This is a genomic window from Micromonospora sp. ATCC 39149, from assembly GCF_000158815.1.
Taxonomy (GTDB): domain Bacteria; phylum Actinomycetota; class Actinomycetes; order Mycobacteriales; family Micromonosporaceae; genus Micromonospora.
In genome coordinates this window covers 2,153,332-2,178,614 of the sequence record NZ_GG657738.1, presented here as the reverse complement: position 1 = coordinate 2,178,614, position 25,283 = coordinate 2,153,332, and the positions used below count along the sequence as shown (strand labels likewise).

The 25,283-nt window shown below is 73.0% G+C and carries 16 protein-coding genes and 2 pseudogenes; 10 read left to right on the top strand and 8 right to left on the bottom strand.

The features are described 5' to 3' along the window. Positions 1-433 precede the first annotated feature (433 nt). Positions 434-2,389, bottom strand: coding sequence for a penicillin-binding transpeptidase domain-containing protein (locus MCAG_RS09020; protein WP_036372900.1), 1,956 nt, complete (start codon positions 2,387-2,389; stop codon positions 434-436). A 281-nt stretch (positions 2,390-2,670) separates the two neighbouring features. On the opposite strand from MCAG_RS09020, the gene MCAG_RS09015 reads away from it, so the two are divergent. Next, positions 2,671-7,728 (top strand): NAD-glutamate dehydrogenase, encoded by a 5,058-nt coding sequence (locus MCAG_RS09015; RefSeq protein WP_036372898.1) that lies wholly within the window; start codon positions 2,671-2,673, stop codon positions 7,726-7,728. Positions 7,729-7,830: 102 nt separating this feature from the next. Here the strand turns inward: MCAG_RS09015 and MCAG_RS09010 are convergent, their stop codons facing one another. Beyond that, complete coding sequence (locus tag MCAG_RS09010; RefSeq protein ID WP_036372896.1) at positions 7,831-8,538, bottom strand: class F sortase; 708 nt, start codon at positions 8,536-8,538, stop codon at positions 7,831-7,833. Between the two features lies 1 nt (position 8,539). Continuing rightward, positions 8,540-9,577 carry a hypothetical protein gene (locus MCAG_RS09005; protein ID WP_036376727.1) on the bottom strand — a complete coding sequence of 346 codons (1,038 nt, stop codon included), beginning with the start codon at positions 9,575-9,577 and terminating at the stop codon, positions 8,540-8,542. 589 nt (positions 9,578-10,166) lie between these two features. Here MCAG_RS09005 and MCAG_RS09000 point away from each other — a divergent pair. Beyond that, entirely contained in the window at positions 10,167-11,957 is a 1,791-nt protein-coding gene (locus MCAG_RS09000; RefSeq protein ID WP_036372895.1) for a glycoside hydrolase family 6 protein, read from the top strand. 160 nt (positions 11,958-12,117) lie between these two features. Here the strand turns inward: MCAG_RS09000 and MCAG_RS08995 are convergent, their stop codons facing one another. From MCAG_RS08995 to MCAG_RS08980, 4 genes are all read right to left on the bottom strand, one after another. Further along, positions 12,118-12,486, bottom strand: a complete 369-nt coding sequence (locus MCAG_RS08995) for a hypothetical protein (RefSeq protein ID WP_007072652.1) — start codon at positions 12,484-12,486, stop codon at positions 12,118-12,120. 198 nt (positions 12,487-12,684) lie between these two features. Continuing rightward, positions 12,685-12,960, bottom strand: coding sequence for a hypothetical protein (locus MCAG_RS34610; protein ID WP_007072651.1), 276 nt, complete (start codon positions 12,958-12,960; stop codon positions 12,685-12,687). Then, on the bottom strand, positions 12,869-13,684 hold the full coding sequence (locus MCAG_RS29615; RefSeq protein WP_007072650.1) for a hypothetical protein: 816 nt from the start codon (positions 13,682-13,684) through the stop codon (positions 12,869-12,871). The genes MCAG_RS34610 and MCAG_RS29615 overlap by 92 nt, the downstream gene beginning before the upstream one ends. Positions 13,685-13,693: 9 nt before the next feature. Continuing rightward, a complete protein-coding gene (locus MCAG_RS08980) occupies positions 13,694-14,380 on the bottom strand; it encodes a hypothetical protein (RefSeq protein WP_232290117.1) in 687 nt (228 codons plus the stop codon). A 301-nt stretch (positions 14,381-14,681) separates the two neighbouring features. On the opposite strand from MCAG_RS08980, the pseudogene MCAG_RS08975 reads away from it, so the two are divergent. The 7 genes and pseudogenes from MCAG_RS08975 (at position 14,682) to MCAG_RS08945 (ending at position 23,280) form a co-directional block, all read left to right on the top strand. Beyond that, positions 14,682-17,083: pseudogene (locus tag MCAG_RS08975) on the top strand (nitrate- and nitrite sensing domain-containing protein). After that, the gene (locus MCAG_RS08970) at positions 17,083-17,505 is read left to right on the top strand and encodes a roadblock/LC7 domain-containing protein (protein ID WP_007072647.1); all 423 of its coding nucleotides are present in this window, start codon (positions 17,083-17,085) and stop codon (positions 17,503-17,505) included. Before MCAG_RS08975 ends, MCAG_RS08970 begins: the two are co-directional and overlap by 1 nt. Beyond that, on the top strand, positions 17,495-17,881 hold the full coding sequence (locus tag MCAG_RS08965) for a DUF742 domain-containing protein (protein WP_007072646.1): 387 nt from the start codon (positions 17,495-17,497) through the stop codon (positions 17,879-17,881). Before MCAG_RS08970 ends, MCAG_RS08965 begins: the two co-directional genes overlap by 11 nt. Continuing rightward, a complete protein-coding gene (locus MCAG_RS08960; RefSeq protein ID WP_007072645.1) occupies positions 17,862-18,464 on the top strand; it encodes an ATP/GTP-binding protein in 603 nt (200 codons plus the stop codon). Before MCAG_RS08965 ends, MCAG_RS08960 begins: the two co-directional genes overlap by 20 nt. A gap of 136 nt (positions 18,465-18,600) precedes the next feature. Next, positions 18,601-19,639 (top strand): annotated as a pseudogene (locus tag MCAG_RS08955) (lactonase family protein). Between the two features lie 220 nt (positions 19,640-19,859). Further along, the gene (locus MCAG_RS08950) at positions 19,860-21,602 is read left to right on the top strand and encodes a substrate-binding domain-containing protein (protein ID WP_007072643.1); all 1,743 of its coding nucleotides are present in this window, start codon (positions 19,860-19,862) and stop codon (positions 21,600-21,602) included. Positions 21,603-21,795: 193 nt separating this feature from the next. Further along, complete coding sequence (locus MCAG_RS08945) at positions 21,796-23,280, top strand: sugar transferase (RefSeq protein WP_007072642.1); 1,485 nt, start codon at positions 21,796-21,798, stop codon at positions 23,278-23,280. Between the two features lie 118 nt (positions 23,281-23,398). Here the strand turns inward: MCAG_RS08945 and MCAG_RS08940 are convergent, their stop codons facing one another. After that, on the bottom strand, positions 23,399-24,529 hold the full coding sequence (locus MCAG_RS08940) for a PP2C family protein-serine/threonine phosphatase (protein ID WP_007072641.1): 1,131 nt from the start codon (positions 24,527-24,529) through the stop codon (positions 23,399-23,401). A gap of 99 nt (positions 24,530-24,628) precedes the next feature. Here MCAG_RS08940 and MCAG_RS34605 point away from each other — a divergent pair, with 99 nt between their 5' ends. Beyond that, on the top strand, positions 24,629-25,273 hold the full coding sequence (locus tag MCAG_RS34605) for a MarR family winged helix-turn-helix transcriptional regulator (protein WP_007072640.1): 645 nt from the start codon (positions 24,629-24,631) through the stop codon (positions 25,271-25,273). Positions 25,274-25,283 lie beyond the last annotated feature (10 nt).

The window sequence follows — 25,283 nt, the reverse complement described above, 5'->3', positions numbered from 1 at the left end:
GCCCGATCCGCCGCCCCGAGCAAGGTCGCGGCTGATCCCCTGGTCGCGGCTGCGGCACCGAAGGACCCCGCTGGGGTGGGCGAAACCATGGACGGGCCCCTGGACGGGGTGGGAGGACCGGCTGGACCGGTGGAGGGTTCCGACCTCGTCGGGGGCTCCCCGCCGGGCCCCGCCGGGGGCGCGCCGGTGCTGGAGCCCGTCGGGCCCGCCCGCTTCGGCCGGGCCGGGCCTGTTGCGCAGGGTCACCGGGGCGGCCCCGGGCGACGCCCCGCCGGCCCCCGAGGACGGCGGCCCGCCACGGCCCGCGGCCGGCATCGCCTGACCGACGGGCCCCGCTGGCCGCCGCCGTGTCGGGGACATGGCGGTATCCGAGCGGCGGGATGCCCCCATGTCGTCGACATGGCAGCCCGGTGCGATCCCATTCCGGCGGCGGTCAGCTGGCGGCCAGAGCGCGCAGGAAGCGCTCGCTGATCGGGACCGCGCTCGCCCCGCTCGACCCGCCCTGCTCCACGAAGACCGCGAACGCCACGTCGCCCTGCCAACCGACGAACCATGCGTGGGTGTGCGCGGGGTTGTCGTCGTACTCGGCGGTGCCGGTCTTGCCGTGTACGGGGCCGCCGGGGGCGTCGGCGAGGGCGGTGGCGGTGCCGGCGGTGACCACCTCGCGCATCATCGTGCGCAGCGGCTCGACCGACTCCGGCTTGAGCTGCGGCCCGGCGGGCGCGGCCTTGGCCGGGGCCGGGTCGGCGACGAGCTTCGGCTGCTCCCAGCGGCCCCGGGCGACGGCGGCGGTGGCGGCGGCCATGGCCAGCGGGCTGACCACGGTGGTGCCCTGCCCGAACGCGGCGGCGGCCTGCTCGGCGGGGGAGCCGTTGGCGGAAACCTTGCCGGTGAACGCGTCCACGCCGAGGTCCCACTCGGCCTCCAGGCCGAGCGCCCGGCCGGTCTGGGCGAGGCCGTCGGGGCCGAGCTTCGGGGCTAGCGCGGCGAACGCCGTGTTGCAGGACTTCGCGAAGTCGGTGCGGAACGGGACGGTGCCGAGGGCGAAGTTGTCGGAGTTCTTGAATGACCTGCCGTCCACGGTGAACGTCTTCGGGCAGGCGACCGGGCCGGCCAGGGTGACCGCGCCCCGGTCCAGCAGGCCGAGGGCACTGACCATCTTGAACGTCGAACCGGGCGGCACCTGGGCGGTGAACGCGAGGTTCTCGCCGGCGGCACCCGGGCCGTTCGCGGCGGCCAGCACCGCGCCGTCGCTGACCCGCACCGCCACCAGGGCGGAGCGGCGCTTCTCGCCGCGCAGCGCGGCGTCGGCGGCGTTCTGGGTGGCCACGTCGAGGGTGGTCCGCACCGCCTGGCCGGGCTTCGGCTCCTGCCGGAACAGTTCCGTGCCGGTCGGCACGAGGGTGCCGTCCGGCCCCGGTCGCTCGCTTATCACGGTGAGCCCGGGTGCGCCGCGCAGCCGCTCGTCGTACCGGCCCTGGAGGCCGCCGTGGCCGACGAGGTCGCCCCGGCGGTACCGGTCGGGGTGGGCGGCCAGGTCGTCGGCCTGGGCCTGGTCGACCGAGCCGAGCAGCGCCCGGGCGAACTCGCGCGTCGGGGCCAGGTCGAGCTTCTCGGCCCGGAACTTGGTGCCGGGCAGGTCGTAGACGCGGGAACGGATCTGCCGGTACGCCTCGTCGCGCAGCGTCACCACCTCGACGAACGCGCCGGGGTCGGCGTCGGCGAGGCGTTTGGGCAGGTCGGAGAGGTCGACCGGTGGGGTGATGGCCGGCCGGATCGCCCGGAACGCGGCGTCGAGCTGCCGAGACACCGCCTTGACGTCGGTGACCTCGCTCGGTTGCAGCCCGACGCGGACCACGGGGCGGGGCGTCACGATCGGCTTGCCCGCGCCGTCGAGCACCCCGGCGCGGGGCGCGGCGTCGCGGCGCAACGCGAGCCGGTCGCCATCGGTGAGCTGCTCGTGCACCACCTGCGGCTCCCAGATCACCCGCCACCGCCCGTCGTCGCCCGTGGTGAGCCGTAGCTGGCGGTCGTACTCCCAGCGGATGCCGCCGGGCAGGGCCCACGCTATCCGGACCCCGGCGGTCGCGATGTTCGCGTCGACCTTCGGGTCGCCGGTGCGGCGTAGCGTCGGCGGGGTGTCGGCCAGTTCGCCGGAGAGTTCGCGGATCTGACGCGTCACGTCGGCGGCGGGAACCTTCAGCCCGGCCGGGGTGACGAAACCGACGGCCTGGAGGTCGCGCTTGCCCCAACCGGACAGAAAGGCGTCGACGGTCGATTCCGGGCCGTCATCGGACGAGCAGCCGACCAGCGCGGCGGCGGCCAGCACGGTGGCCGCGAGCGCGGCGAGCGGCCGTCGGGCGCGGTGGATCGGGTGTGTCAGATGCATGCGGGCGGTCCCTCCGGATCTCCGACTGCCCGCCACGGTAGTACGGCCGCCCTCGGCGCACCGTCCCTGCCTGCCACGTGCGCGAAGACGTGCCCGGGGATGTGAGGAAATTTCTGCGCCGGGTACTCCCCAGCCGGCCTACCAGGATCTGCAGCGGGCGAAATACCCAGCGTCCCGAACCGTACATCCGGGCACAGGTCCGATCGGACGCACCGATCGGCAGGGCCTAGGCTGGGCGGCAGAGTGACCCACAACGCGGTGGGTCGAGGGGAGTGGCACCGATGGACCGGCGTCCGGCGATCAAACCGGGACCCGACCCCCGGCAGGTTGACACCGGCCGGGACGACAGTTTCGATTCGGCAACCGACGGGGACGGCTTCGGCCGACTCGACACAGGCGTGACCGGGATGACCGGTTCGAGCATCGACACCCTCTACGACCTCGGGCTGCCCGCGGAGGCGCTGGCCGACGACGTCGAGGATGCCGAACTCGACGAGCCGGTCCCGAACGCCGAACGCCTGGTCGCCCAGGCCGTCGCGCTCGCCGGTGACGACCATGACGCGGCGACACTGGTCAGCCGCTTCTGGCGGTTCGCGCCGGACGAGGAGCTGATCGGGTTCACCCCCGAGGAGATGCTGGACGCCGCCCGAGCCCACCGCGAACTCGCCGAGCAGCGGGTGCCGGGCGAGCTGAAGCTGCGCATCCACGAGCCGGACGCCGACCAGCACCACACGGTGATCGAGATCGTCACCGACGACATGCCCTTCCTGGTCGACTCGGTGACCGCCCTGCTCAACGCCCACCACCTCGACATGCACCTGCTGGTCCACCCGCTGCTGGTGGTCCGCCGCGAGCCGCTCGGCCGCCTGGTCGAGGTCGCCGCCGACGTGGAGCCCGACGACTCGATCGTCGGGGACCTGGTCGAGAGCTGGATGCGGATCGAGATCGACCCGGTCCGCGACGCCGGCGAGCGGGAGAAGCTGCGCCGCGAGTTGCAGCGGGTGCTCACCGACGTGCGGGAGGCCGTCGAGGACTGGCCGAAGATGCGCCAGCGGGCCCTGGCCCTGGCCGACGAACTGGCCGCCGCCCGGACCTCGGACAGCCGTCCGCCGGTGCCGGAGAAGGACATCACGGACTCGGTGGAGCTGCTGCGCTGGCTGGCCCACGACCACTTCACCTTCCTCGGCTACCGGGAGTACCGGCTGGTCGACGCCCCCGGCGGGGACGGGCCGGCGCTGGAGGCGGTGCTCGGCACGGGCCTGGGCATCCTGCGATCGGACTCCCCGGAGGCGCGGGCGCTGTCGTCGATGACGCCCGAGGCGCACGAGAAGGTGCTGGAGAAGCGCCTGCTGATCATCACGAAGGCGAACTCCCGGGCCACCGTGCACCGGTCGGCCTACCTGGACTACATCGGCTTCAAGATCTTCGACGACGCCGGTCAGGTGGTCGGCGAGCGGCGCTTCCTCGGTCTGTTCTCCACGGCGGCGTACCGGACGAGCGTCCGAAGGCTGCCGGTGGTCCGCCGCAAGGTGGCCGAGGTGCTCGACCGCTCCGGCCTGAGCCAGCGCAGCCACTCCGGCAAGGACCTGTTGCAGATTCTGGAGACGTACCCGCGCGACGAGCTGTTCCAGATCAAGACCGAGGACCTGTACCACGCGGTGATCGGCGTGCTGCGCATGGCGGGCCGCCGGCAGCTACGGGTCTTCCTGCGCCGCGACGCGTACGGGAGGTTCATCTCCTGCCTGATCTACCTGCCCCGGGACCGGTTCACCACGCAGAACCGGCTGCGCATGCAGGACATCCTGCTGCGCGAGCTGAACGGCGTCGGGGTGGACTACACCACCCGGGTCACCGAGTCGATGCTGGCCCGGGTGCACTTCATCGTCCGCACCGACCCGACCCGCCCGCCGGGGGACATCGACGCGGACCTGCTCGCCGAGGAGCTGGCCGACGCGACCCGGCTGTGGGACGACGACTACCGCCTCGTGCTGGAGCGCAAGCTCGGCGACGAGCAGGCCAAGCACCTGTTCAGCCGGTACGCCGACGCGTTCCCGGAGGGCTACAAGGACGGGCACACGCCGTACGAGGCGATGAAGGACCTGGCGAAGCTGGAGCTGCTGGAGGAGCCCGGCCAACTGGAGATGCACCTGTTCCGCAAGCAGCTCGCCCCGCGCGTGGGCGGCATTGGCCGGGACGCCGACGTCGACGAGACGATGGACGTCCGGTTCAAGGTCTACCGGTACGGCGAGCCGATGATGCTCTCCGCCGTGCTGCCGGTGCTGCACTCGCTCGGCGTGAAGGTCGTCGACGAGCACCCGTACGAGGTGGAACGGGTCGACGGGCGGATCTGGCTGTACGACTTCGGGCTGCGGCTGCCGGAGGGGCACCAGGAGCTTGCCGAGGTGCGCCCGCACGTGGAGAACGCCTTCGCGGCGGCGTGGCGGGGCGAGGCCGAGGTGGACGGCTTCAACGAGCTGGTGCTGCGCGGCGGGCTGACCTGGCGGCAGGTGGTGGTGCTGCGGGCGTACGCGAAGTACCTGCGGCAGACCGGCGCGGTCTTCTCCCAGGACTACATGGAGCAGACCTTCATCGCGTACCCGAGGATCGCCGCGCTGCTGGTGGAGCTCTTCGAGGCGCGGTTCGCCCCCGGCGGGGCGACGGTCGAGCAGCGCCACGAGCGCGGCGGTGAGCTGGTGACAGCGATCAAGGCGGCGCTGGACGACGTGGCCAGCCTCGACCAGGACCGCATCCTGCGGTCCTACCTGACGCTGATCCAGGCCACCCTGCGGACCAGCTTCTACGCCAAGCCGGTCGGTGGCCGGCCGAAGCCGTACGTGGCGTTCAAGCTGGACCCGCAGGCCATCCCGGACCTGCCGGCCCCGCGGCCGAGGTTCGAGATCTTCGTCTACTCGCCCCGGTTCGAGGGCGTGCACCTGCGGTACGGGCCGGTGGCCCGGGGCGGGCTGCGCTGGTCCGACCGGCGGGAGGACTTCCGGACCGAGGTGCTCGGCCTGGTCAAGGCGCAGATGGTGAAGAACGCCGTGATCGTGCCGGTGGGCGCGAAGGGCGGCTTCGTGCTGAAGCAGAAGCCGGGGGACCGGGACGAGGCGGTCGCCTGCTACCAGGAGTTCGTGGGCGCGATGCTCGACGTCACCGACAACATCGTCGCCGGTGAGATCGTGCCGCCGCAGGACGTGGTCCGCCACGATCCGGACGACCCGTACCTGGTGGTGGCGGCGGACAAGGGCACGGCCACGTTCTCCGACATCGCCAACGAGATCTCGGCGGGGCACCAGTTCTGGCTCGGCGACGCGTTCGCCTCGGGTGGCTCGGCCGGGTACGACCACAAGAAGATGGGCATCACCGCCCGGGGCGCATGGGAGTCGGTGAAGCGGCACTTCCGGGAGCTGGGGCACGACACCCAGACTCAGGACTTCACCGTGGTCGGGGTCGGCGACATGTCCGGCGACGTGTTCGGCAACGCTATGCTGCTGAGCGAGCACATCCGGTTGGTGGCCGCGTTCGACCACCGGCACATCTTTCTCGACCCGGACCCGGACGCCGCCACCTCGTACGCCGAGCGGAAACGGCTGTTCGACCTGCCCCGGTCGTCCTGGGAGGACTACGCCGCCGAGCTGATCTCCGACGGCGGCGGGGTGTACCCGCGCACCGCGAAGTCGGTGCCGGTGTCGCCGCAGGTCCGCGCCGCGCTCGGCTTGGACGACGAGGTCACCCAGCTCTCGCCGCAGGAGCTGATGAAGGCGATCCTGACCGCCCCGGTGGACCTGTTCTTCAACGGCGGCATCGGCACGTACGTGAAGGCGGCCAGCCAGACCAACGCGGAGGTGGGCGACAAGTCCAACGACGCGATCCGGGTCGACGGCCGGAACCTGCGCTGCCGGGTGGTGGGCGAGGGCGGCAACCTGGGCTGCACCCAGCTCGGCCGGATCGAGTACGCCCGGGCGGGCGGGCGGATCTACACCGACTTCATCGACAACGCGGCCGGGGTGGACTGCTCCGACCACGAGGTGAACATCAAGATCCTGCTCAACACGGCGGTCGCCGACGGGGACCTGACCGTGCCGGAGCGGGACGACCTGCTGGCCGGGATGACGGACGAGGTCGCCGAGCTGGTGCTGCGCGACAACTACGACCAGGCCCGCGCGATCAACAACTCACAGGCCCAGGCCGTCTCGCTGCTCCCGGTGCACCGGCGGATGATCAACGAGCTGGAGCGCTCGGGCGCGCTGAACCGGGCGCTGGAGGCGTTGCCGCCGGACGAGGAGCTGGCGGCCCGCACCGAGACCGGGCTGACCGCGCCGGAGTTCGCGGTGCTGCTCGCGTACGTGAAGATCGTGCTGGAGCGGGAGATCCTGACCGAGGGGCTCGCGGACGAGGAGTGGACGACCGACGTCCTGGTCAACTACTTCCCGACGCCGATGCGAAAGCGGTTCGCCGACCGGATGGGTCAGCACCGGCTGCGGCGCGACATCGTCACCACGGTGCTGGTGAACGAGGCGATCAACCGGGGCGGCATCACGTTCGTCTTCCGGGTCGTGGAGGAGACGGCGGCGTCGGCGGCGGACGTGATCCGGGCGTACGTGGTGGTCCGCGAGGTGTTCGGGCTGCGCGAGCTGTGGGACGCGGTCGAGGCCCTGGACAACCGGGTCGACCCGGAGTTGCAGACGGCGGTCTACCTGGACACCCGGCGGCTGCTGGACCGGGCGGTGCGCTGGTTGGTGACCAACCGGCGTTCGCCGATCGACGTGCCGGCGGAGATCGCCCGGCTGCGCGACGGGGTGGCCCGGCTGCTACCCGGCCTGGAGAACCTCTTCTACGGCAGCGAGCGGGAGGCCATCGCCGCCCACATCGACGCGATGACCTCGCGTGGGCTGCCGCGCGGGCTGGCCGAGCAGGCGACCCGGCTGATGTACAGCTTCGGGCTGCTGGACGTGGTGGAGACGGCGGCGACCAGCGGGCGGGACGTCGGCGAGGTGGCCTCGGTCTACTTCGTGCTCTCCGACCGGTTCCGGGTCGACTCGCTGCTGTCGAAGATCTCCCTGCTGCCCCGGGCGGACCGCTGGCAGACCCTGGCCCGGATGGCGCTGCGCTACGACCTGTACGCCGCGCTGGCCGCGCTCACCGCGGAGGTGCTCGGCTCCACGCCGGACTCGCTGCCGCCGCTGGAGCGGGTGGGCCAGTGGGAGCAGTCCAACGCGACGTCGATCCATCGGGCGCAGCGGGCGATGGGGGAGTTCGACGAGTCGCGGGCGGACCTCGCGGCGCTGTCGGTGCTGCTACGCCAGATCCGCACGCTGGTGCGGACGTCGGCGGCCTGACACGGGTACGCGTCGCGGGCCGGTCGGATGTCCGACCGGCCCGCGACGCGCCGCCGAGGGCGGACCGCTGCGGGGTCGGGGTCCGACCGGTCCCCGCCCGGGTCAGCCGGTCATCGTGGCGAAAACGATGACGTTGTCCACGTAGCTGCCCGCCGCCTGGTCGAACTGCCCGCCGCACGTGACGACCCGCAGGCCGGCCCGGTCGTTGGGGCCGTACACCAGCTCGGTGGGGAAGGCCGTCTTCGGGTACGACCGGACGTCGTCCACGGTGAAGGTGACCCGCCCGCCGTCGGCGCGGGCCACCTCGATGGTGTCGCCGGGCTGGAGGGCGCCGAGGGAGTAGAAGACGGCCGGGCCGCCGATCTTCGCCGAGTCGACGTGCCCGACGAGGACGGCGTTGCCGATCTCGCCGGGGCTCGGGCCCGGCGAGTACCAACCGGCGTTCATGGCCTGCTCCAGCGGGGGGACCTGGACGGTGCCGTCCGGGTTGGTGCCCAGCGTCATGATCGGGGCGTCGACCTTGATGCGGGGGATCGAGATGATGGTCGGGGCGGCCCGGGCCAGGCCGGTCGCCGTCCGCCCCCCGTCCGCCGCCTTCGTGTCGGCGTCGAGAACCCCCTGACCGCCGACCGTCCCGCCAGCCCCAGCGCGGCCGCCCTGGTGCAGCGGCTGGGGCGGGTGGGGCGTGGCAGCGGTGTGCATCGAGGCGCCCACCATCCCGGCGCCCGCCATGGCGAGCAGGACGACGACGGCCGCGCCGGCGGCGCGCCACGGTTTCCCGTGGCGGCCGCCGGCTGGTGTCGCCGTCACGTCAGGCGAGGGACCCATTGGCCCGCCGCCGCCGCATCAGCACGATGCCGCCGAGCGCCGCGGCGCCCAGCATGCCGGCCCCGGTGGTGGCCAACCCGCGGTCGGTGCCGCCGGCCGCGCCGCCGTCACCACCCTCGACGTGGCCGCGCGGGAGCACGACCAGCTCGCCCTCGCCGCAGGAGCCCTTCAGCTCGTAGCGGCCTGGGGCGGCGTCCTCGGCGACGTGTGCCTCGCCGTAGTAGACGAAGTCCTTCTTGTGCTCCCAGGACTTCTCCTGGCGGTAGCCGGTCCCCTCCTCCGCGCGTGAGCCGGAGTCCTCGCCCGACCGGTGCTTCTCGTACTTCTTGTCGTACCCGTTCTTGTCGTACCCGTTGTTGCCGTACCCGTTGTTGCCGTACCCGTTCTTGTCGTGCCCGTTGCTGTCGTAGTCGTTCTTGTCGTGCCCGTTGCTGTCGTAGCCGTTCTTGTCGTGCCCGTTGCTGTCGTAGCCGTTCTTGTCGTAGTCGTTCTTGTCGTACCCGTTGCTGTCGTACCCGTTGCTGTCGTACCCGTTCTGGTCGTAGTCGTTCTCGGCCCCCTGGTCGTACTCGTAGCCGCTCCCCTCGCCGTACGAGCCGTCCGCGTTGCCGCCGCCCTTGCCGCCCTCGGCCTTCTCGCCCTCCTTCGGCTTGGCCGTCTCGTCCTCCTTGGCCTTGCCGTGCTCCTCGGCGGCCTTCTCCTCGCCGGCCTTCTTCTCGGCCTGGGAGCCCTCTTCCGTGCCCTGGTTGCCGTGCTCGCCCTGCTCGTCGGCCGGGTGCAGCTCGACCTTGCCGGTCACCTTGGACCAGACGTAGGCATGTTCCTGGGGCTCCGGGCAGACCTCGAGGAGCTGAACCTTCTCGCCGGGCTTGACGACGTGCGGCTTGGCATAGACCTTGCCGTCGTGGGCCTCGCCGTCGTGGTGGCCGTCCGCGAACGCGATCCCCGGCGTGAACACCAGCAGGGACGCGCCGCCGAGTGCGGCACCCGCAACGACCTTCCCGAGCATCTTGTTTGCCATGACCTGCGTCACTCCATCCCTTTTCGTCCTGAGCCCGACGTCAGCCGAGCTACCCACGACGTTAGCCCTGTTCGCGAGCTATCAGGGGAAAGATTCGTGTTTTACAGTTTGCAGGCAGGTCGCGCGGAAGATGGCTTAAGGGCGTTTGACGCCTTCTGTCGCGTGAAACGGGTGGCGGGCGGGGTTGCCGACCAGCCGGGGGGTCCCGCACCCTTTCGAGGGAGGAGGGGCGCTCGTGTGCGGCGTCCCGGTCCGTGCCGGGAGCGCTCGGAGGGCTCACCCAGGGCGCTCGCCCGGTTCGTCGCTACGCGTCGTATCGAACCATTGCCATGGAAGCGCTCCCATGCAAGAATTCCATCACGCGGTACGGGGAGCCACGCCGCACAGGTAGATGTCGAGGGCACCGGTATCACCGGACGACGTCCGCCGCCGAACCGGCCGCTTCACGTGCCGGTCGCGCACCACCACCACACTGCCCGTCCGGGTCGGGCACCCCCGAAATCCCTCGTGGCGCCGTCGACGTCTCACCGACTGTCGCGCGCCGTACCGCCGGGCCGCGAGTCCGGTCTCGCCCAAGGAGATCAGTGGCATGAGTATGAGGAAGAGACTGTCCGGCCGCCGCCGGGCACTCGCGCTGACCGGTGCGGGTGCCCTGGTCGCCGGTGGTCTGGTGACCATCCCGGTCACCGCGGCCCAGGCCGCGACCCAGTGCAGCGTCACGTACACCACCAACGACTGGGCCGGCGGATTCACCGGCAGCGTCACCATCAGGAACATCGGGGACGCCGTGTCGTCCTGGAACCTCGGCTTCACCTTCCCGAACAGCAGCCAGAGGGTCGTGCAGGGCTGGTCGGCGAAGTGGAGCCAGAGCGGGCAGAACGTGATCGCCGCGAACGAGTCCTACAACGGCTCGATCTCCAGCGGCGGCAGCGTGACCATCGGCTTCAACGGCTCGTGGAGCGGCAGCAACCCGAAGCCCGCCTCGTTCACCCTGAACGGCGTGGTCTGCAACGGCGGCACCCCCACGACGCCGCCGACCACCACCCCCCCGCCGACGACCCCCCCGCCCACCACCCCTCCGCTGACGACCTCCCCGCTCACCACGTGCTCGTCGCTGCTCGTGAAGGTGGACAACCCGTACCGGAACGCCAAGGGGTACGTGAACCCGGAGTGGAAGGCCAAGGCCGAGTCCGTCGCGGGCGGCAACCGGGTGTCGAACACCCCCACCGCCGTCTGGATCGACCGGATCGCCGCGATCAACGGCACGCCGGACAGCAGCTCCAACGGGGCGATGGGCGTGCGTGACCACCTGAACGCCGCGCTGGCCCAGGGCGCGAACTACATCCAGTTCGTCATCTACAACCTGCCCGGCCGCGACTGCTCCGCCCTCGCCTCCAACGGCGAGCTGGCCCCGGACGAGCTGCCCCGCTACAAGGCGGAGTACATCGACCCGATCGCCGCGATCCAGGGCGACCCGAAGTACGCCAGCCTGCGGATCATCAACATCGTCGAGCTCGACTCGCTGCCGAACCTGGTGACCAACACCTCGGACAAGCCGGGCGGCACCGCGACCTGCGACACGATGAAGGCCAACGGCGGGTACGTCAACGGCGTGGGCTACGCCCTGGCGAAGCTCGGCGCGATCGGCAACGTCTACAACTACATCGACGCCGGCCACCACGGCTGGCTGGGCTGGGACAGCAACTTCAGCCCGAGCGCGACGATCCTGCGCGAGGCCGCCGGCGCCTCCGGCAGCACCCCGGCCAACGTGCACGGCTTCATCGTGAACACCGCGAACTACTCGGCTCTCAAGGAGCCGTACTTCAAGGTCACCGACACGGTGAACGGCCAGACCGTCCGCCAGTCCAAGTGGGTCGACTGGAACTACTACGTCGACGAGCTCTCCTTCGCCCAGGCGTATCGCAACGAGCTGATCTCCAAGGGCTTCAGCAGCAACATCGGCATGCTGATCGACACCTCCCGCAACGGCTGGGGCGGCTCCGCCCGGCCCACCGGCCCCGGCCCGATGACCAACGTGGAAACCTACGTCAACGGCGGCCGGGTCGACCGGCGGCTGCACACCGGCAACTGGTGCAACCAGACCGGTGCGGGCCTCGGCGAGCGTCCCAAGGCCGCCCCGGAGCCGGGCATCGACGCCTACGTCTGGGTGAAGCCCCCGGGTGAGTCGGACGGCTCCAGCAAGGAGATCCCGAACAACGAGGGCAAGGGCTTCGACCGGATGTGCGACCCGACCTACGGTGGCAACGCCCGCAACGGCAACAACATGAGCGGTGCCCTGCCGGACGCCCCGATCTCGGGCGCCTGGTTCCCGGCCCAGTTCGCCCAGCTCATGCAGAACGCCTACCCGCCGCTCTCCTGACCAGGCGGAAGGCCTACCGGCCGACGCGGGAGTGAGGCACCGCGAAGGCAGGTTCCCCGGCCCCTGGTCCGACCGTTCACCGGTCGGGCCAGGGGCCCCCGCCTGTCCGGGGCCGGTCAGCGGGCCGCCGGCGTGCCGGGATTGCTCCGGTCGGGGCGGCTCAGGGCACGGTCCTCTCCACCGCCGCCCGCCCCTGCTCGGCCAGGTCCCGGCGGGCCCGCTCGATGTTCTCGGGCGTCGGGTCCTGGCCCCGGGCGAGCACCAGGTCCTCCGGGTCCCACGGCTGCTCCGCGCCGGTGCGGATGTTGTCCCCGCCAGCGCCCGTGCCCCCGCCGTACGGGTCGCCGAGCAGGTCCTCGGTCGACCCGACTCCCTCCACGGCCTCCCCCGGCCCGGCGAAGGACGGGTTGTCCCGGTCGGCCCCGCCACCGGTACGTAGCTGCGGCACCGTGCTCTCGTCGTCCACCGCCGCCGCCACCTCGGGACTCTCCTCCAACGGCCGCCAGGCGTTCGGGTCGCGCTCGGTCATCCTGCTGCCCTCCTGTGTGTGCCCAGGTCCTGCCTGCGTGGTGCTGGCCGACCAGGTCGCCCCCGCCGGCTGATCCCCCCGACGTACCCCACAGGGCCCCGGACATGCCGAGCTTCCATGAGGTTGTCCCCCTGCGGACGGCGCGCGCCCCGCCCGTGGCTGGCCGGGGCGCGCGGAGGAGAGGCGTCGGAAGGATGGTCAGCGGCCGAGCACCCGGTCCAGGAAGTCGCGGTACCCGCGTACCGCGATTCGGAGCTGTTCGGTGTCGTCGCCGGTCTGCTGCCAGTCGCCCAGCTTGTTCTTCTGCTCGGCGAGCGCGGTGGCGAGCGCTTCGATCGCCTCCTCGACCAGCGACTCGGCCTGGCCGGCCGCGGCCCTGGGGTCATCGACGAAGCGCAGCTGGACGTCGCGCCAGCGGTCCCGGAAGCCCTGGGCGATGCCCGGCTCGAAGAGGGTGGCGGCGTCCTCGGGCACCGCGCCGGTGGTGGGCCGGGCCGCCGCCGTGACCGCGCCGGCATTCAGGGCGTCGGGTGCGGCGTGGCGGGCGTCCGGGGTGGTGGCGTCGGGGGTCGATCATGCTCGGCTCGGGGTCGGCCCGTACCCCGGCGGCGCCGGCGAGCACCGCGTCCTGCTGGGTGCGGTCCGCCCCGCCCCGCCCGTCGGCCCGGTCGGAACCGGTGCCGTCCGCGTGGCGGACCTCGGTGTGCTCGTCGCCGGCCGCCCACCGGGCCCGGTCGTGCAGCCGGTCCGCAGCGGTCGGGTCGGCCCGCTCGTCGTCGAACGCGTCGGTCCGGCCGGGCGCGCCGTCGCCCGGCCGGACGGTGTCCTCGCCGCGCGGATCGCGCTCGTCCTCCGGCCGGCCGCTCGCCATCGCCGACGCCGCGACCGCGCCGCCGACCGTGGTGGCCCCGAACGCGGTCGGCAGTGGGGCCGGCTCGTGGAACTCGGGCACGCCGTCGGAGTCGGCTTCCCGGCGCCTTGCGTCGGGGCCGCTGTGCTCGTCGGCCATGGTCGGGTCGTCGAAGGTGCCCCGGTCGTCCAGCACATCCTCGGGCACCTCGGCGCGGCCCCCGGTGTCCCGGCCCCGGCGCGCCGCCGCGTCGCCGGTCGGCCCGTCCTCCGGGGGCGGCACCGGCACCGGCGCGGACCGGACGGCCTCGGGGCGGTCGCTGCTCACCTGCTGCTGATCCTGGCGCATCTGCTCTCCTCAACGGCTCGTGACGTCGTGCGGACGGTCGACCGGCGTCGCCTCCGGCTCCCGGGGCGCGCCGTCGGGATGGCGCTGCTCCAGGTGGGGCTCCGGGTGACGCTGCTCCACGTGGGGCTCCGGGTGGCGTTGCTCCGGAACGCGGCTGCCCACCGGGTCCTCACCGAGCAGGTCGGTGAAGAGCGCCCGGTAGTGGACGACCGCCTGGCGCAGCTCCTCGGTGCCGGCCTCGCCGCGCTCGTGGCGCAGCCGGATCTCGTGGGCGTCCCGGTAGTGCGAGAGCGTCTGGGCGTGCTCGACGGACAGGTGGGCGATCTGGTCGGAGAAGTCCCCGGTGGGGTATCCGCGCTCTGCGACGAGCCGGCCGACCAACTCGTCCGCGTCGCTCACCGTCTCGGCGGGGGAGTCGACGAAGCGGACCTGGAGTTCCTCCCACGCCGCCGCGTACCGGGCCCGGGAGTCCGGGGTGAGGGGCGTGAGCGTCAGCTCCGCGTGCCGGCGTTCCCGGTCCCGCAGCTCCCGCTCGGCGTCCGCGCGGCTGTCCCGCTCGGCGACCACCCGGTCGTACTCGGGCCCGAACCGGGACCGCAGCGCGCGGCGGCGGGCGACCTGCCGGCCGACGACGGCCAGGGCCGCGACCACCACGAGTACGACGAGAACTATGACGATTATCTGCGTGGGCGACATGGCTCCTCCTTCGTCCCTCCGGTATTCCCTCTGGTCGCTGATCGCCAATCCCGATCCGGGGGACTTTCCTGCGCGACTGCTGGGTGCCGGGGCGACAGATGGGGGGTTCGACCCCGGATGTGCCGTGACTCCGATACAGCGGAGCGTGCCGGGGCGAGCGCGCCGGGCGAGAGGCCGGTACCGCATCCGCCGACGATTACGTATCCTGCCCAAGGCGCCCGTGCCGGTGCCCCGGTGCCGTGGCGGCGATGCCCGGCTGGCACCGGTGCCACCCGCTGCCACACGTTCCGGGCGAGGTCTGATGAACACCCGCGACTGGCCGATCCGCTCGAAGTTGACGGCCCTGGTCGTAGCGCCGGTGAGCGCGCTGCTGGCGCTGTGGATCTTCGCGACCACGCTCGCCTTCGGCCCGGCGCTGGACCTGCTCTCCGCAGGCACCCTGCTCTACGACTTCGGCCGGCCGGGGGAGACGGTCGTCGCCGAGTTGCAGCGGGAACGCCGGCTGACCGTGGTGCAGCTCGCCGGCACCGGCGAGCTGCCGGAATTGACGGAGCAGCGGCGGCGGACCGACTCCGCGATCGCCGAGCTGCGCCGCAGCGTCTCCGGCGAACGGTTGCGCGACGCCGCCGGCGATCTGCTCGACGCCCGGCTCGACCGGCTGCTCGGCGCGCTGGACACGCTGCCCGCCGGCCGGGGGTTCATCGACCGCCGCCAGGTCGACCGGACGGGCGCGATCGGGCTCTACAGCGGCATGGTGGGCGCTGCCTTCCAGGCGTTCGCCGCCATGGCCGCGCTGCCCGACAACGACCTCAACCGGCAGGCGCTGGCGTTGACCGCCCTCGGCCGGTCCCGGGAACTGCTCGGGCAGGCCGACGCGCTGCTCGCCGGGGTGCTGGTCACCGGGCGTTTCGCCGAGGGCGAGCACACCCAGCTCGTCCAGACCATCGGCAACCAGCGGTTCCTGGCCGACACGGCGGCGGCCGACCTGCCGGCGGCGGACCGGACGGCCTACCAGCGGCTGGCCGAGAGCGAGGCGTTCGTCCGGCTGCGTGCCCTCCAGGACGAGCTGGTGCGGGCCGATCCCGTCCGGGCGCCGAAGGTGGACGCCCGGGCCTGGCAGGCCAGCCAGGAGGCGGTCCAGCGGGGACTGCGCGACTTCGAGTTGGCCCAGGCCGACGCGATCGCCGACCGGACGGTGCCGGTGGCGGTCGGCATCCTTGCCCGGCTCGGCGTGGCCGGCGTGCTCGGGCTCGCCGCCATCGTGGCGTCGCTGCTGGTGTCGCTGCGGGTCGGCCGGTCGCTGGCGCGGCGGCTCACCGCCGTGCGCGACGCCGCCCTCGACATGGCTGGGCACCGGTTGCCGGACGTGGTCACCCGGCTGCGCCGTGGCGAGGACATCGACATAGCCGGGGAGGCCCCGCCGCTGGAGTACGGCCAGGACGAGATCGGTCAGGTGGGGCGTGCCTTCACCGAGGTGGGCCGGACGGCCGTCCGCTCCGCCGTGGACGAGGTCACCCTGCGCCGTGGGCTCAACGAGGTCTTCCTGAACATCGCCCGGCGCAGCCAGGGCCTGGTGCACCGGCAGCTCGCCCTGCTGGACCGGATGGAACGCCGCGTCGAGGACCCGGACGAGCTGGCCGAGCTGTTCCGGGTGGACCACCTGGCCACGCGACTGCGTCGGCACGCCGAGGACCTGGTGATCCTCGCCGGGGCCGCGCCGGGTCGGGGCTGGCGCAATCCGGTCGCGATGGTCGACCTGGTCCGGGGCGCCATCTCCGAGGTGGAGTCGTACGACCGGGTCGACATCGCCGACGTGCAGCCCGCCGCCACCGTCGGCCGGGCCGTGGGCGACGTCATCCACCTGCTCGCCGAGCTGATCGAGAACGCCACCGCGTTCTCCCCGCCCAACACGCGGGTCGCGGTGCGGGGGCAGAGCCTGCCCAACGGGTACGCCATGGAGATCATCGATCAAGGGCTGGGTATGGCTGCCCCCGGCGCTGGAGGAGGCCAACCGCAGGCTGGCGACGCCGCCGGAGTTCGACCCGGCCCGACAGTGCCCGACTCGGGCTGTTCGTGGTCGCCCGGCTCGCCGCCCGGCACGGGATCCGGGTGCAGCTACGGCCGGCCGCCCACCGTGGGGTCACCGCCGTGGTGCTGATCCCGCACGACCTGGTGACCAGCGAGCCGCCCGGTCCGGCCGACGTCCGGGGGGCGTCGGACCCGGCCGACCCCCGGCGGATGGCGAAGGTGACCCGGCTCAACGCGTTGCCCCGACCCCGGTCGGCCCGGATCACCCGGGAGCGCGGCGACACGTCGACGGCCGTGGTGCCGCTGGCGGCCAGCCGTTCCGTGCCGGCCGACCCGGACGGCGACGGCCTGCCCCGGCGGGTGCGCCGGCGTGGCCCCGCCCGCCCCCGGCCGGCCGCCCAGGACACCCCGGTCCCGCGCACCCCGGAGGAGGCCCGCCGGCTGATGTCCGCGCTCCAGGCCGGCACCGCCCGGGGCCGCCGGGACGGCGTGGCCAACGCAGCTGCCCCCGTGCCGTCCGCCCCCGTGCCGTCCGCCCCCGTGCCGTCCACCCCGGCCACCGCCGGCCCGACCAACCCCACCGGTTCCGCCTCGACCCGCGCCGACACCGCGCCGGAACCGGGCGCCCCAGCGGCGCCCCCGCAAGCCCCGACCGTGACTGAGAGGGACGCCTAGTGGTGTACACGACGAAGCCGAACGTCGATCTCGACTGGTTGCTCGACGAGCTGGTGGGACGGGTGCCTGCCGCCCGCGAGGCGGTGGTGCTGTCGGCGGACGGGCTCCTGCTCGGGGCCTCCGCCGACCTCGACCGTACCGATGCCGAGCACCTCTGCGCTCTGGCCTCCGGCTTTTCCAGCCTGGCCAAGGGCGCCAGCCGGCACCTCGCCGCCGGCGGGGTGCGGCAGACGGTGGTGGAGATGGAGTCGGCGTACCTCTTCGTCACCGCCGCCGGGCAGGGCGCGTGCCTCGCGGTCGTCGCCGAGGCCGACGCGGACATCGGCCTGGTGGCCTACGAGATGGCGATGCTGGTGACCAGGGTGGGCGAGAACCTGACCGCGCCGATTCGGTCCGGCTCGGGTGGGGCCGATGCGGGCTGAGTCGCCGGGGCCGCAGCACGAGTGGCTGGACGGCGACGCCGGCCCGGTCGTCCGCCCGTACACCCTGACCGGCGGGCGGGTCCGGCCGTCGGTCGGCCTCGACCTGGTCGCGTTCGTGCTCGCCCGCCGGGGCGCGGACCCGGTGGCCCATCCCCGGCTGCACCCCGAACACCGCCGCCTGGTGGAGCTCGCCCGGCGGCCGGTGCCGGTCGCCGAACTGGCCGTCGAGCTGGACCTCGCGGTGGGCGTGGTCCGGGTGCTCGTCGGCGACCTGCTCGCCCGCGGCCTGGTCTCCGTGTACGAGCCGGCCGGCACCGCGTTCCTTCCCGACGACAACATTCTCAAGGCGGTGGTCAATGGACTCCGTGCACTATGACCGTGACGGGTCCGGGGCGAGAATCCCGCTGGCCCTGAAGATCCTCATCGCCGGCGGCTTCGGCGCCGGCAAGACCACGCTCGTGAGCGCCTTGAGCGAGGTCCGACCCCTCCAGACCGAGGAGGTCCTCACCGGGGCCGGAATCGGCGTTGACGACCTCTCCGGCGTGGAGGGCAAGTCCACCACCACGGTGGCGATGGACTTCGGTCGGATCACCATCAACGAGGACCTTCAGGTCTACCTGTTCGGCACCCCGGGCCAGGACCGGTTCTGGTTCCTCTGGGACGAGCTGGCCTTCGGTGCGCTCGGCGCGGTGGTGCTCGCCGACACCCGCCGGCTGGCCGACTGCTTCCCGTCGATCGACTACTTCGAGCAGCGGAACATCCCGTTCGTGGTCGGAGTGAACTGCTTCGACGACGGCCGCCGGTTCAGCCTGGACGCCGTCCGCCACGCGCTGGACCTGGACCCGGACGTGCCGCTGGTGTTCTGCGACGCCCGGGACCGGCAGTCGGGCAAGCTGGTGCTGGTCTCCCTGGTCGAGCACGTCGCCCGGCAGCGGGGCGAACCGGTGCCGGTGGCCTGATCAGCGCCGGCCCGGTCGCCTGCGCGACCGGGCCCGAGGTGGGTCGGGTCCAACCCGCGGGAACCAGGGCTGGCCCGGCGGGACGCGGGGAAAGCTCTGGGGTGATCGACACGGACAGCGGCGGAAGGCGGATCGGGTGATCGGGCAGCAGGCGATCGTCCACATCGGGGGCTACACGGCGGCCAGCGGGGGGCGGGGCGAGGGGATCGTCGCCGCCCGGCGCGACCCGGCGACGGGCGCGTTGACCCCGCTCGGCACCGTCGCGGTGACCCCCTCGCCGTCCTTCCTCGTCCGGCACCCCGCCCGGCCGGTGCTCTACGCCGTCAACGAGCTGCCCGAGGGGGAGGTCAGCGCGTTCCGGGTCGGCCCGGACGGCGACCTGACCCCGCTCGGCGTGCGCGGCACCGGTGGCGCCGAGCCCTGCCACCTGGCGGTCACCTCAGACGGCGGGCACCTCGTGGTGGCCAACTACGGCGGCGGCAGCGTGGCGGTGTTCCCACTCGACCCGGAGGGCGTGCCGGGCGAGCGCACCGACCTGGTCGCGCATTCCGGGCACGGGCCCGACCCGCAGCGGCAGGAGAAGGCGCACTGCCACATGGTCTCCCCGGCACCGGACGCCGGGCCGTTGCTCGCCGTCGACCTCGGGACCGACTCGGTGTACCGGTACGACCTCGACGCGGCCTCCGGCCGGCTGGTGCCCCGGGCACCCCGGGTGCGTACCGCGGCGGGCACCGGCCCCCGGCACCTGGCCCGGCACCCCGACGGCCGGCGCTGCTGGCTGGCGGGCGAGCTGGACGCCACGGTCACCGCGTACGAGCTGACCGGGGGCGGGGCGCTGCACCAGCGGGGCCGGGTGGACGCCAGCGCGCGGGCCGGCCACGTCCAGCCCTCGGAGATCGCCGTCGGCGCGGACGGGCGCTTAAAAATAAGTCGGCAACCGGGGGATCGGCACCCTTTCGGTCTTCGCCGTCGCCGGTGAGCTGCCCGAGTTGGTCGCGGAGGTGGAGACTGGCGGGGAGTGGCCCCGGCACTTCGCCCTGACCGGCGAGCACCTCTACGTCGCCGACGAGCGCGCCGACATGGTCCGGGTGTTCCGGGTGGATGCCAACACGGGGATTCCGGAACCGGTGGGCGAGCCCGTCGCGGTGTCCAGCCCGACCTGCGTCCGGCCCTGACGACAGGCCCCGGTGGCGCGGTCACCGGTTTCGGGGCGGGACGCGGTTCGATGGGTTCGGCCCTGTTCCGGGGCGGGCCGGCAACCCTCGGGGAACCCTATGATCACCCAGTGTCACGAAAGTGATGAAGTCTGTCTCTCCTGAGTAACTTTCGTCCGAACGGACGTGGCACTACCTGCGGCGGGTCCGCAAGATGGTCACCGTGTCAGGCCGCCATCGTATGCAGTCAAGTATCCGCGGAGCCGGTGCCGTCGCGTCGGCGACGGCGCTCGTCGTCGTCATCGCGGGTGCCTGGTTCGGTTACCGGGGGCTGGTCCAGCCCGCCTGTTCGGGGCAGATCCAGCTTTCGGTGGCGGTGGCCCCCGAGCTGGCCCCGGCAGTGCAGGCTGCCGCCGCCCAGTGGGTAACCGATGGCGCGGCGGTCGGCGGCACCTGCATCTCCGTGAACGTCGCGGAGTCCGAGCCGGTGGACGTCGCCGCCGCGCTGGCGGGCAAGCACGGGGTGCAGCTTGCCGGCGTCGGCCAGGCCAGTGGCACGGCGGTCACCCCGGACGTCTGGGTGCCGGACTCCTCGACCTGGCTGCTGCGGCTCAAGAACGCCGGGGCCACCGCGTTCGCCCCGGGCAACGGTGCGTCCATCGCCCGCAGCCCGGTGGTCGTGGCGGTGCCCGAGCCGGTCGCCGAGTCCCGGTTCGGCTGGCCGGAGAAGAGGCTGACCTGGACCGACCTGCTGCGCCAGGTGGGCAGCAGCAAGCCGATCCGGGCCGGGATCGTCGAGCCGACCCAGGACGCGGCCGGCCTGTCCGGGCTGCTGTCGCTGACCGCCGCGGCCAGCGGGGCGGGCGGCGACGCGCAGCAGGCCACCACGGGCGCGCTGCGGGCGCTGGCCACCGGCCGCTCCGCGCTTCGCGAGGACCTGCTGGCCCGGTTCCCCCGCTCCTCCGATCCGGCGGCGATCGCCTCCGGCCTCGGCGCCGCCGCGCTGTCGGAAGAGGACGTGATGGCGTACAACGAGCGGAAGCCGCCGATCCCGCTGGCGGCGCTCTACCTCGAACCGTCGCCGATGCCGCTGGACTACCCGTACGCGGTGCTGCCGGGGATCGAGCCGGCGAAGCAGTCCGCCGCGAAGGTGCTGTTCGAGGTGCTCACCACGCCGGGCTTCCGCAACCGGCTGGCCGGGCGGTCGCTGCGCGCGCCGGACGGCAACTGGGGCGACGGCTTCAAGGCCCCGCGGGGCGCGCCGAGCCCGGCGGGTAGGGCGGCGAGCGCGCCGGCGCCGGGTGGCAACGGTGCCGGTGGTCTCGACCCCGTCGCGATCGATCGGGCCGTCTCCAGTTGGTCCATCGCCACCCAGTCCGGCCGGATGCTCTGCGTCATCGACGTCTCCGGCTCGATGAAGCAGCCGGTGCCCAGCGCCAACAACGCCACCCGGGAGCAGGTCACGGTCGCGGCGGCCAGCCGGGGCCTGAACCTCTTCGACGACTCCTGGTCGATCGGGCTCTGGACCTTCTCCACCGAGCTGGTCGGCACCCTGGACTACCGGGAACTGGTCCCGATCAACCTGCTCTCCAGCAACCGCAGCCGCTTGGAGCAGGGGCTGGCCACGATCCGACCCTCCAGCGGCGACACCGGCCTGTACGACACGATGCTGGCCGCCTACAAGACGGTCCAGGAGGACTGGGAGCCGGGGCGGGTCAACTCGGTCGTGTTGTTCACCGACGGCAAGAACGAGGACGCCAATGGCATCTCCCAGCAGAAGTTGCTCGCCGAGCTGAAGCAGGCCGCCGATCCGGAGCGGCCGGTGCAGGTCGTGATCATCGGTATCGGCAACGACGTCAGCAAGTCCGAGCTGGATTCGATCACCAAGGTCACCGGGGGCGGCAGCTTCATCACCGAAGATCCGACCAAGATCGGTGACATCTTCCTCAAGGCGATCGCGCTGCGCCCGAACGCGCCTCGCTGAGCCCTGGACCAGCGGCGGTGACGCGCCGCGCGCCACCCTTCCGATACGGGGCCATCAGCAAAACTGACGGCAATACGTCGGTATCAATCGGTGAGCATAGTTATACGAGAAGATGTCGAGGTGCTCCGGCGTCGGTCCCGTAGGAGGGACCGGACAACGACCGGGGTCTTTCTCAGCAGAGTGGGGAGGGCCGGTGACGTCGGCGACGCTGTTGACCGCCACCAGGACGCCACCGCGGCCTGGTGCTGACCGGGGCGGGCCGGTGGCCCGCGTCGACGAGCGGGCGTACGTACGCATGCTGGTCGTGCTGGACACCGCCGTGTTGGCGGTCGCGGTGCTGATCGGCTACGTGGCCCGTTTCGGCGACGAGGAGCCGGTGGGTTCGAAGATCCCGTACGTGGTCGTCGCCCCCGTGCTGCTGCTCACCTGGCTGCTCTCGCTGAAGGTCCTGCGCTGCTACGACGACCGCGTGCTGGGCTACGGCGCCGACGAGTACCGGCGGGTGGGCAGCGCCAGCCTGCGCCTCGCCGGTGGCACCGCCATCGCCGGCTACATCGCCGACGTCGGCGTCTCCCGGGGCTTCCTGGCCATCTCGTTCGCGGTCGGCATGCTGGGCCTGGAGGTCGCCCGGTTCGCCGCTCGCAAACGGCTGCACCGGGCCCGGTCCCGGGGGCGCGGCTGGTCGCGCAAGGTGCTGGTGGTTGGCGACACCGCGCACGTGCTGGAGTTGGTGCACCAGCTCCGCCGCGAGCCATACGCCGGCTACCACGTGGTGGGGGCCTGCATTCCGGACGCGCTGCTGGCGCCGGTGCCGCAGCGGCTCGGCGACGTGCCGGTGGTGGGCTCGTTCCGGGGCATCCCGGAGGCGGCCACCGCGATCGGCGCGGACACCGTGGCCGTCACGGCCTCCGGCGAGCTGACCGCGACCCGGCTGCGGCGGCTCGGCTGGCAGTTGGAGGGTACCGGCGTCGACCTGGTCGTCGCGCCCGCGCTCACCGACGTGGCCGGCCCCCGCATCCACACCCGGCCGGTCGCCGGCCTGCCCCTGATCCACGTGGAGGCCCCCGAGTTCCGGGGGGCCCGCAAGCTGGTCAAGGGCTTCGTCGACCGGTCCGCCGCCGCCGTGGCGCTGGCCCTGCTGCTGCCGCTGCTGGCGGTGATCGCGCTGGCGATCAAGCTCGACAGCCGGGGGCCGGTGCTGTTCCGGCAGATCCGGGTCGGCCAGGGTGGCCGCGAGTTCGGGGTGTTCAAGTTCCGCACGATGGTGGTCAACGCCGACGCCCTGCTCGCCGAGCTGGCCACCCGCAACGAAACCGACGGCCTCATGTTCAAGATGCGCGACGACCCCCGGGTGACCCGGGTCGGCCGCGTGCTGCGCAAGTGGTCGCTCGACGAGCTGCCCCAGCTGGCGAACGTGCTGTTCGGGCAGATGAGCCTGGTCGGCCCGCGCCCCCCGCTGCCCTCCGAGGTGGCCCGCTACGACGGCGACGTGGCCCGGCGACTGCTGGTCAAGCCCGGGATGACCGGCCTGTGGCAGGTCAGCGGCCGATCCGACCTGAGCTGGGAGGACGGCATCCGGCTCGACCTCTACTACGTGGAGAACTGGTCGCTCGCCGCCGACCTGACCATCCTGTGGAAGACCTTCGGCGCGGTGGTGCGGAGCCGGGGCGCGTACTGAACCCGGCGGGTGTCCCGGGCGGCAGCCCCGCGGTCGCGGACGCCGGCCGGTCTTGGACGCCGGCCGGTCTTGGACGCCGGCCGGTCTTGGACGCCGGCCGGTCTTGGACGCCTGCCGGTCAGGGCTGTGGGCCCATCCAGTCCAGGCAGACCACCACCGCGTCGTCGACCAGGTCACCGGCGACGAACGCCCGCAGGTCGCCGATCAGCGACCGGACCGCGTCCAGCGGCTCCATCGGGCCGGTCCGGCGCAGGAACCGGTCCAGCGCGGTCTCGCCGTACTGGACGTTCTGCCCGGTCGCCTCGACGACGCCGTCGCTGAGCACGAAGAGCCGGTCGCCGCGCCGCAGCGCGAACTGCTGCTCCCGGTAGTCGGTCCCGTCGAACATGCCGAGCGGGAACTGCGCCTCCAGCGGCTGCTCCATCACCTCCCCGTCGCGCAGCAGCACCAGCCGGGGCGATCCCGCGTCAACCACCGTCATCACGCCACTGGCCAGGTCCAGCTCCAGCAGCAGCGCCGAGACGTGCTGCGCGCCCCGGTGCAGCGCGTACACCGCCTGGTCGGCGAGGGCGGCCTGGTCGGCCAGGCGCAGCCCGCCCCGGCGGGCGTTGCGCAGCGCGTGCGTGGCCAGGGCGGTCAGCACGGAGGCCTGCACGCCCTCGCCCATCCCGTTGATCGTCGACAGCCACAGCCGGTGCCCGTCGTCGGACCAGTCGAAGCTGTCGCCCCGCACCGCGTACGCCGGTTCGAGCTGGCCGGCCAGGCTGAACGACGGGCGGCTCCGGCTCCGCCCGGGCAGCAGCTCCCACTGCATCTCGGCGGCGAGGGTGAGCCGGCGGCTGCGGCGGGCGGCCCGGTAGACGTCCGTGCCATCGTTCACCGCGACCAGTTCGTGGCCGAGCGCGGTGGCGATCCCGAGCAGCTCGCCCACGGCGGCCGGATCGCCGGGCAGCGGCGCCACCCGGAGCACTCCCCGCCGGTCCCCGCGCATGCTGACCGGAAGGTAGCCGGTCCGCTCGGCGACGATCGGCTCCTGGTGGTCGAAGCAGCGCCAGGCCGGGTGCCCCGGGGCCTCGATCGGCTCACCCCCGGTGAGCGGCAGCAGCGCCGAGAGGCGGTAGTCGACCTGGAGGAGTTCTGTCTCCGTGATCCCGTACGACCGTTCGAGGTCTTCGGCGAGCCGGTCGATCAGCAGGTCGGCCGGCGCCTCGGTCAGCGTACGACGGGCCCGGCCTTCGGCGCCGCTCATCGTCACTCCTCTGTTCGGAGGGGCCGGCGACCAGGGACGCCGGGTAGTCTCTTGCCCAACATGGCCGAAGAACACGGTCCCCAGGGACCAGAAGCGAGTATGGCCGCCGCCCTCGATGCGGCGGCCGGCACCCTGCTCACGGTCTTCGAGGCGGCCCGCGAGCGGACCACGAGCCGGCTCTCCGGCGCGCAACTGCGCGCCGTGATGGTGGTCGAGCAGCACGACGGGATCAACCTGCGACGGCTGGCGACGCTGCTCGACATGCTGCTCTCCTCGGCCAGCCGGCTCTGCGACCGGCTGGTGGCGGCGGGCATGCTGGAGCGCGAGCCGGGCCGGTCCGACCGGCGGGAGATCTCCCTGCACCTCACGCAGGAGGCCGAGAAGCTCCTCGCCGAGCTGCGGGCCGACCGCCGGCAGCGGCTGGCGGCGATCCTGTCCGGGATGACCCCCGAGGGGCGACAGGCCCTGCTCGGCGGGCTCCAGGCGTTCGACGAGGTGGCCCGGCTCCGGTACCCCCCGGAGCCGCCGTCGGCGGAGTCAGCCGCCGAGACCCGGGCGGACGAGTGGGCGTCTCGGGCCGGCCCCGAGGGCTGGTCGGCGGGGGAACGGCCGGCCGGCTGGTCGGCCGGGGACGGGCCCCGGGCCCGCCCGGCGGCGGACGCCGCGCCGGGCGGCTGGCCCGGTGACGCCACCCCGGGCGGCGGCTGGTCGGCCGGGGACCCCGCGGTGGCCCGTACCGCCTGATCCCGGAGTC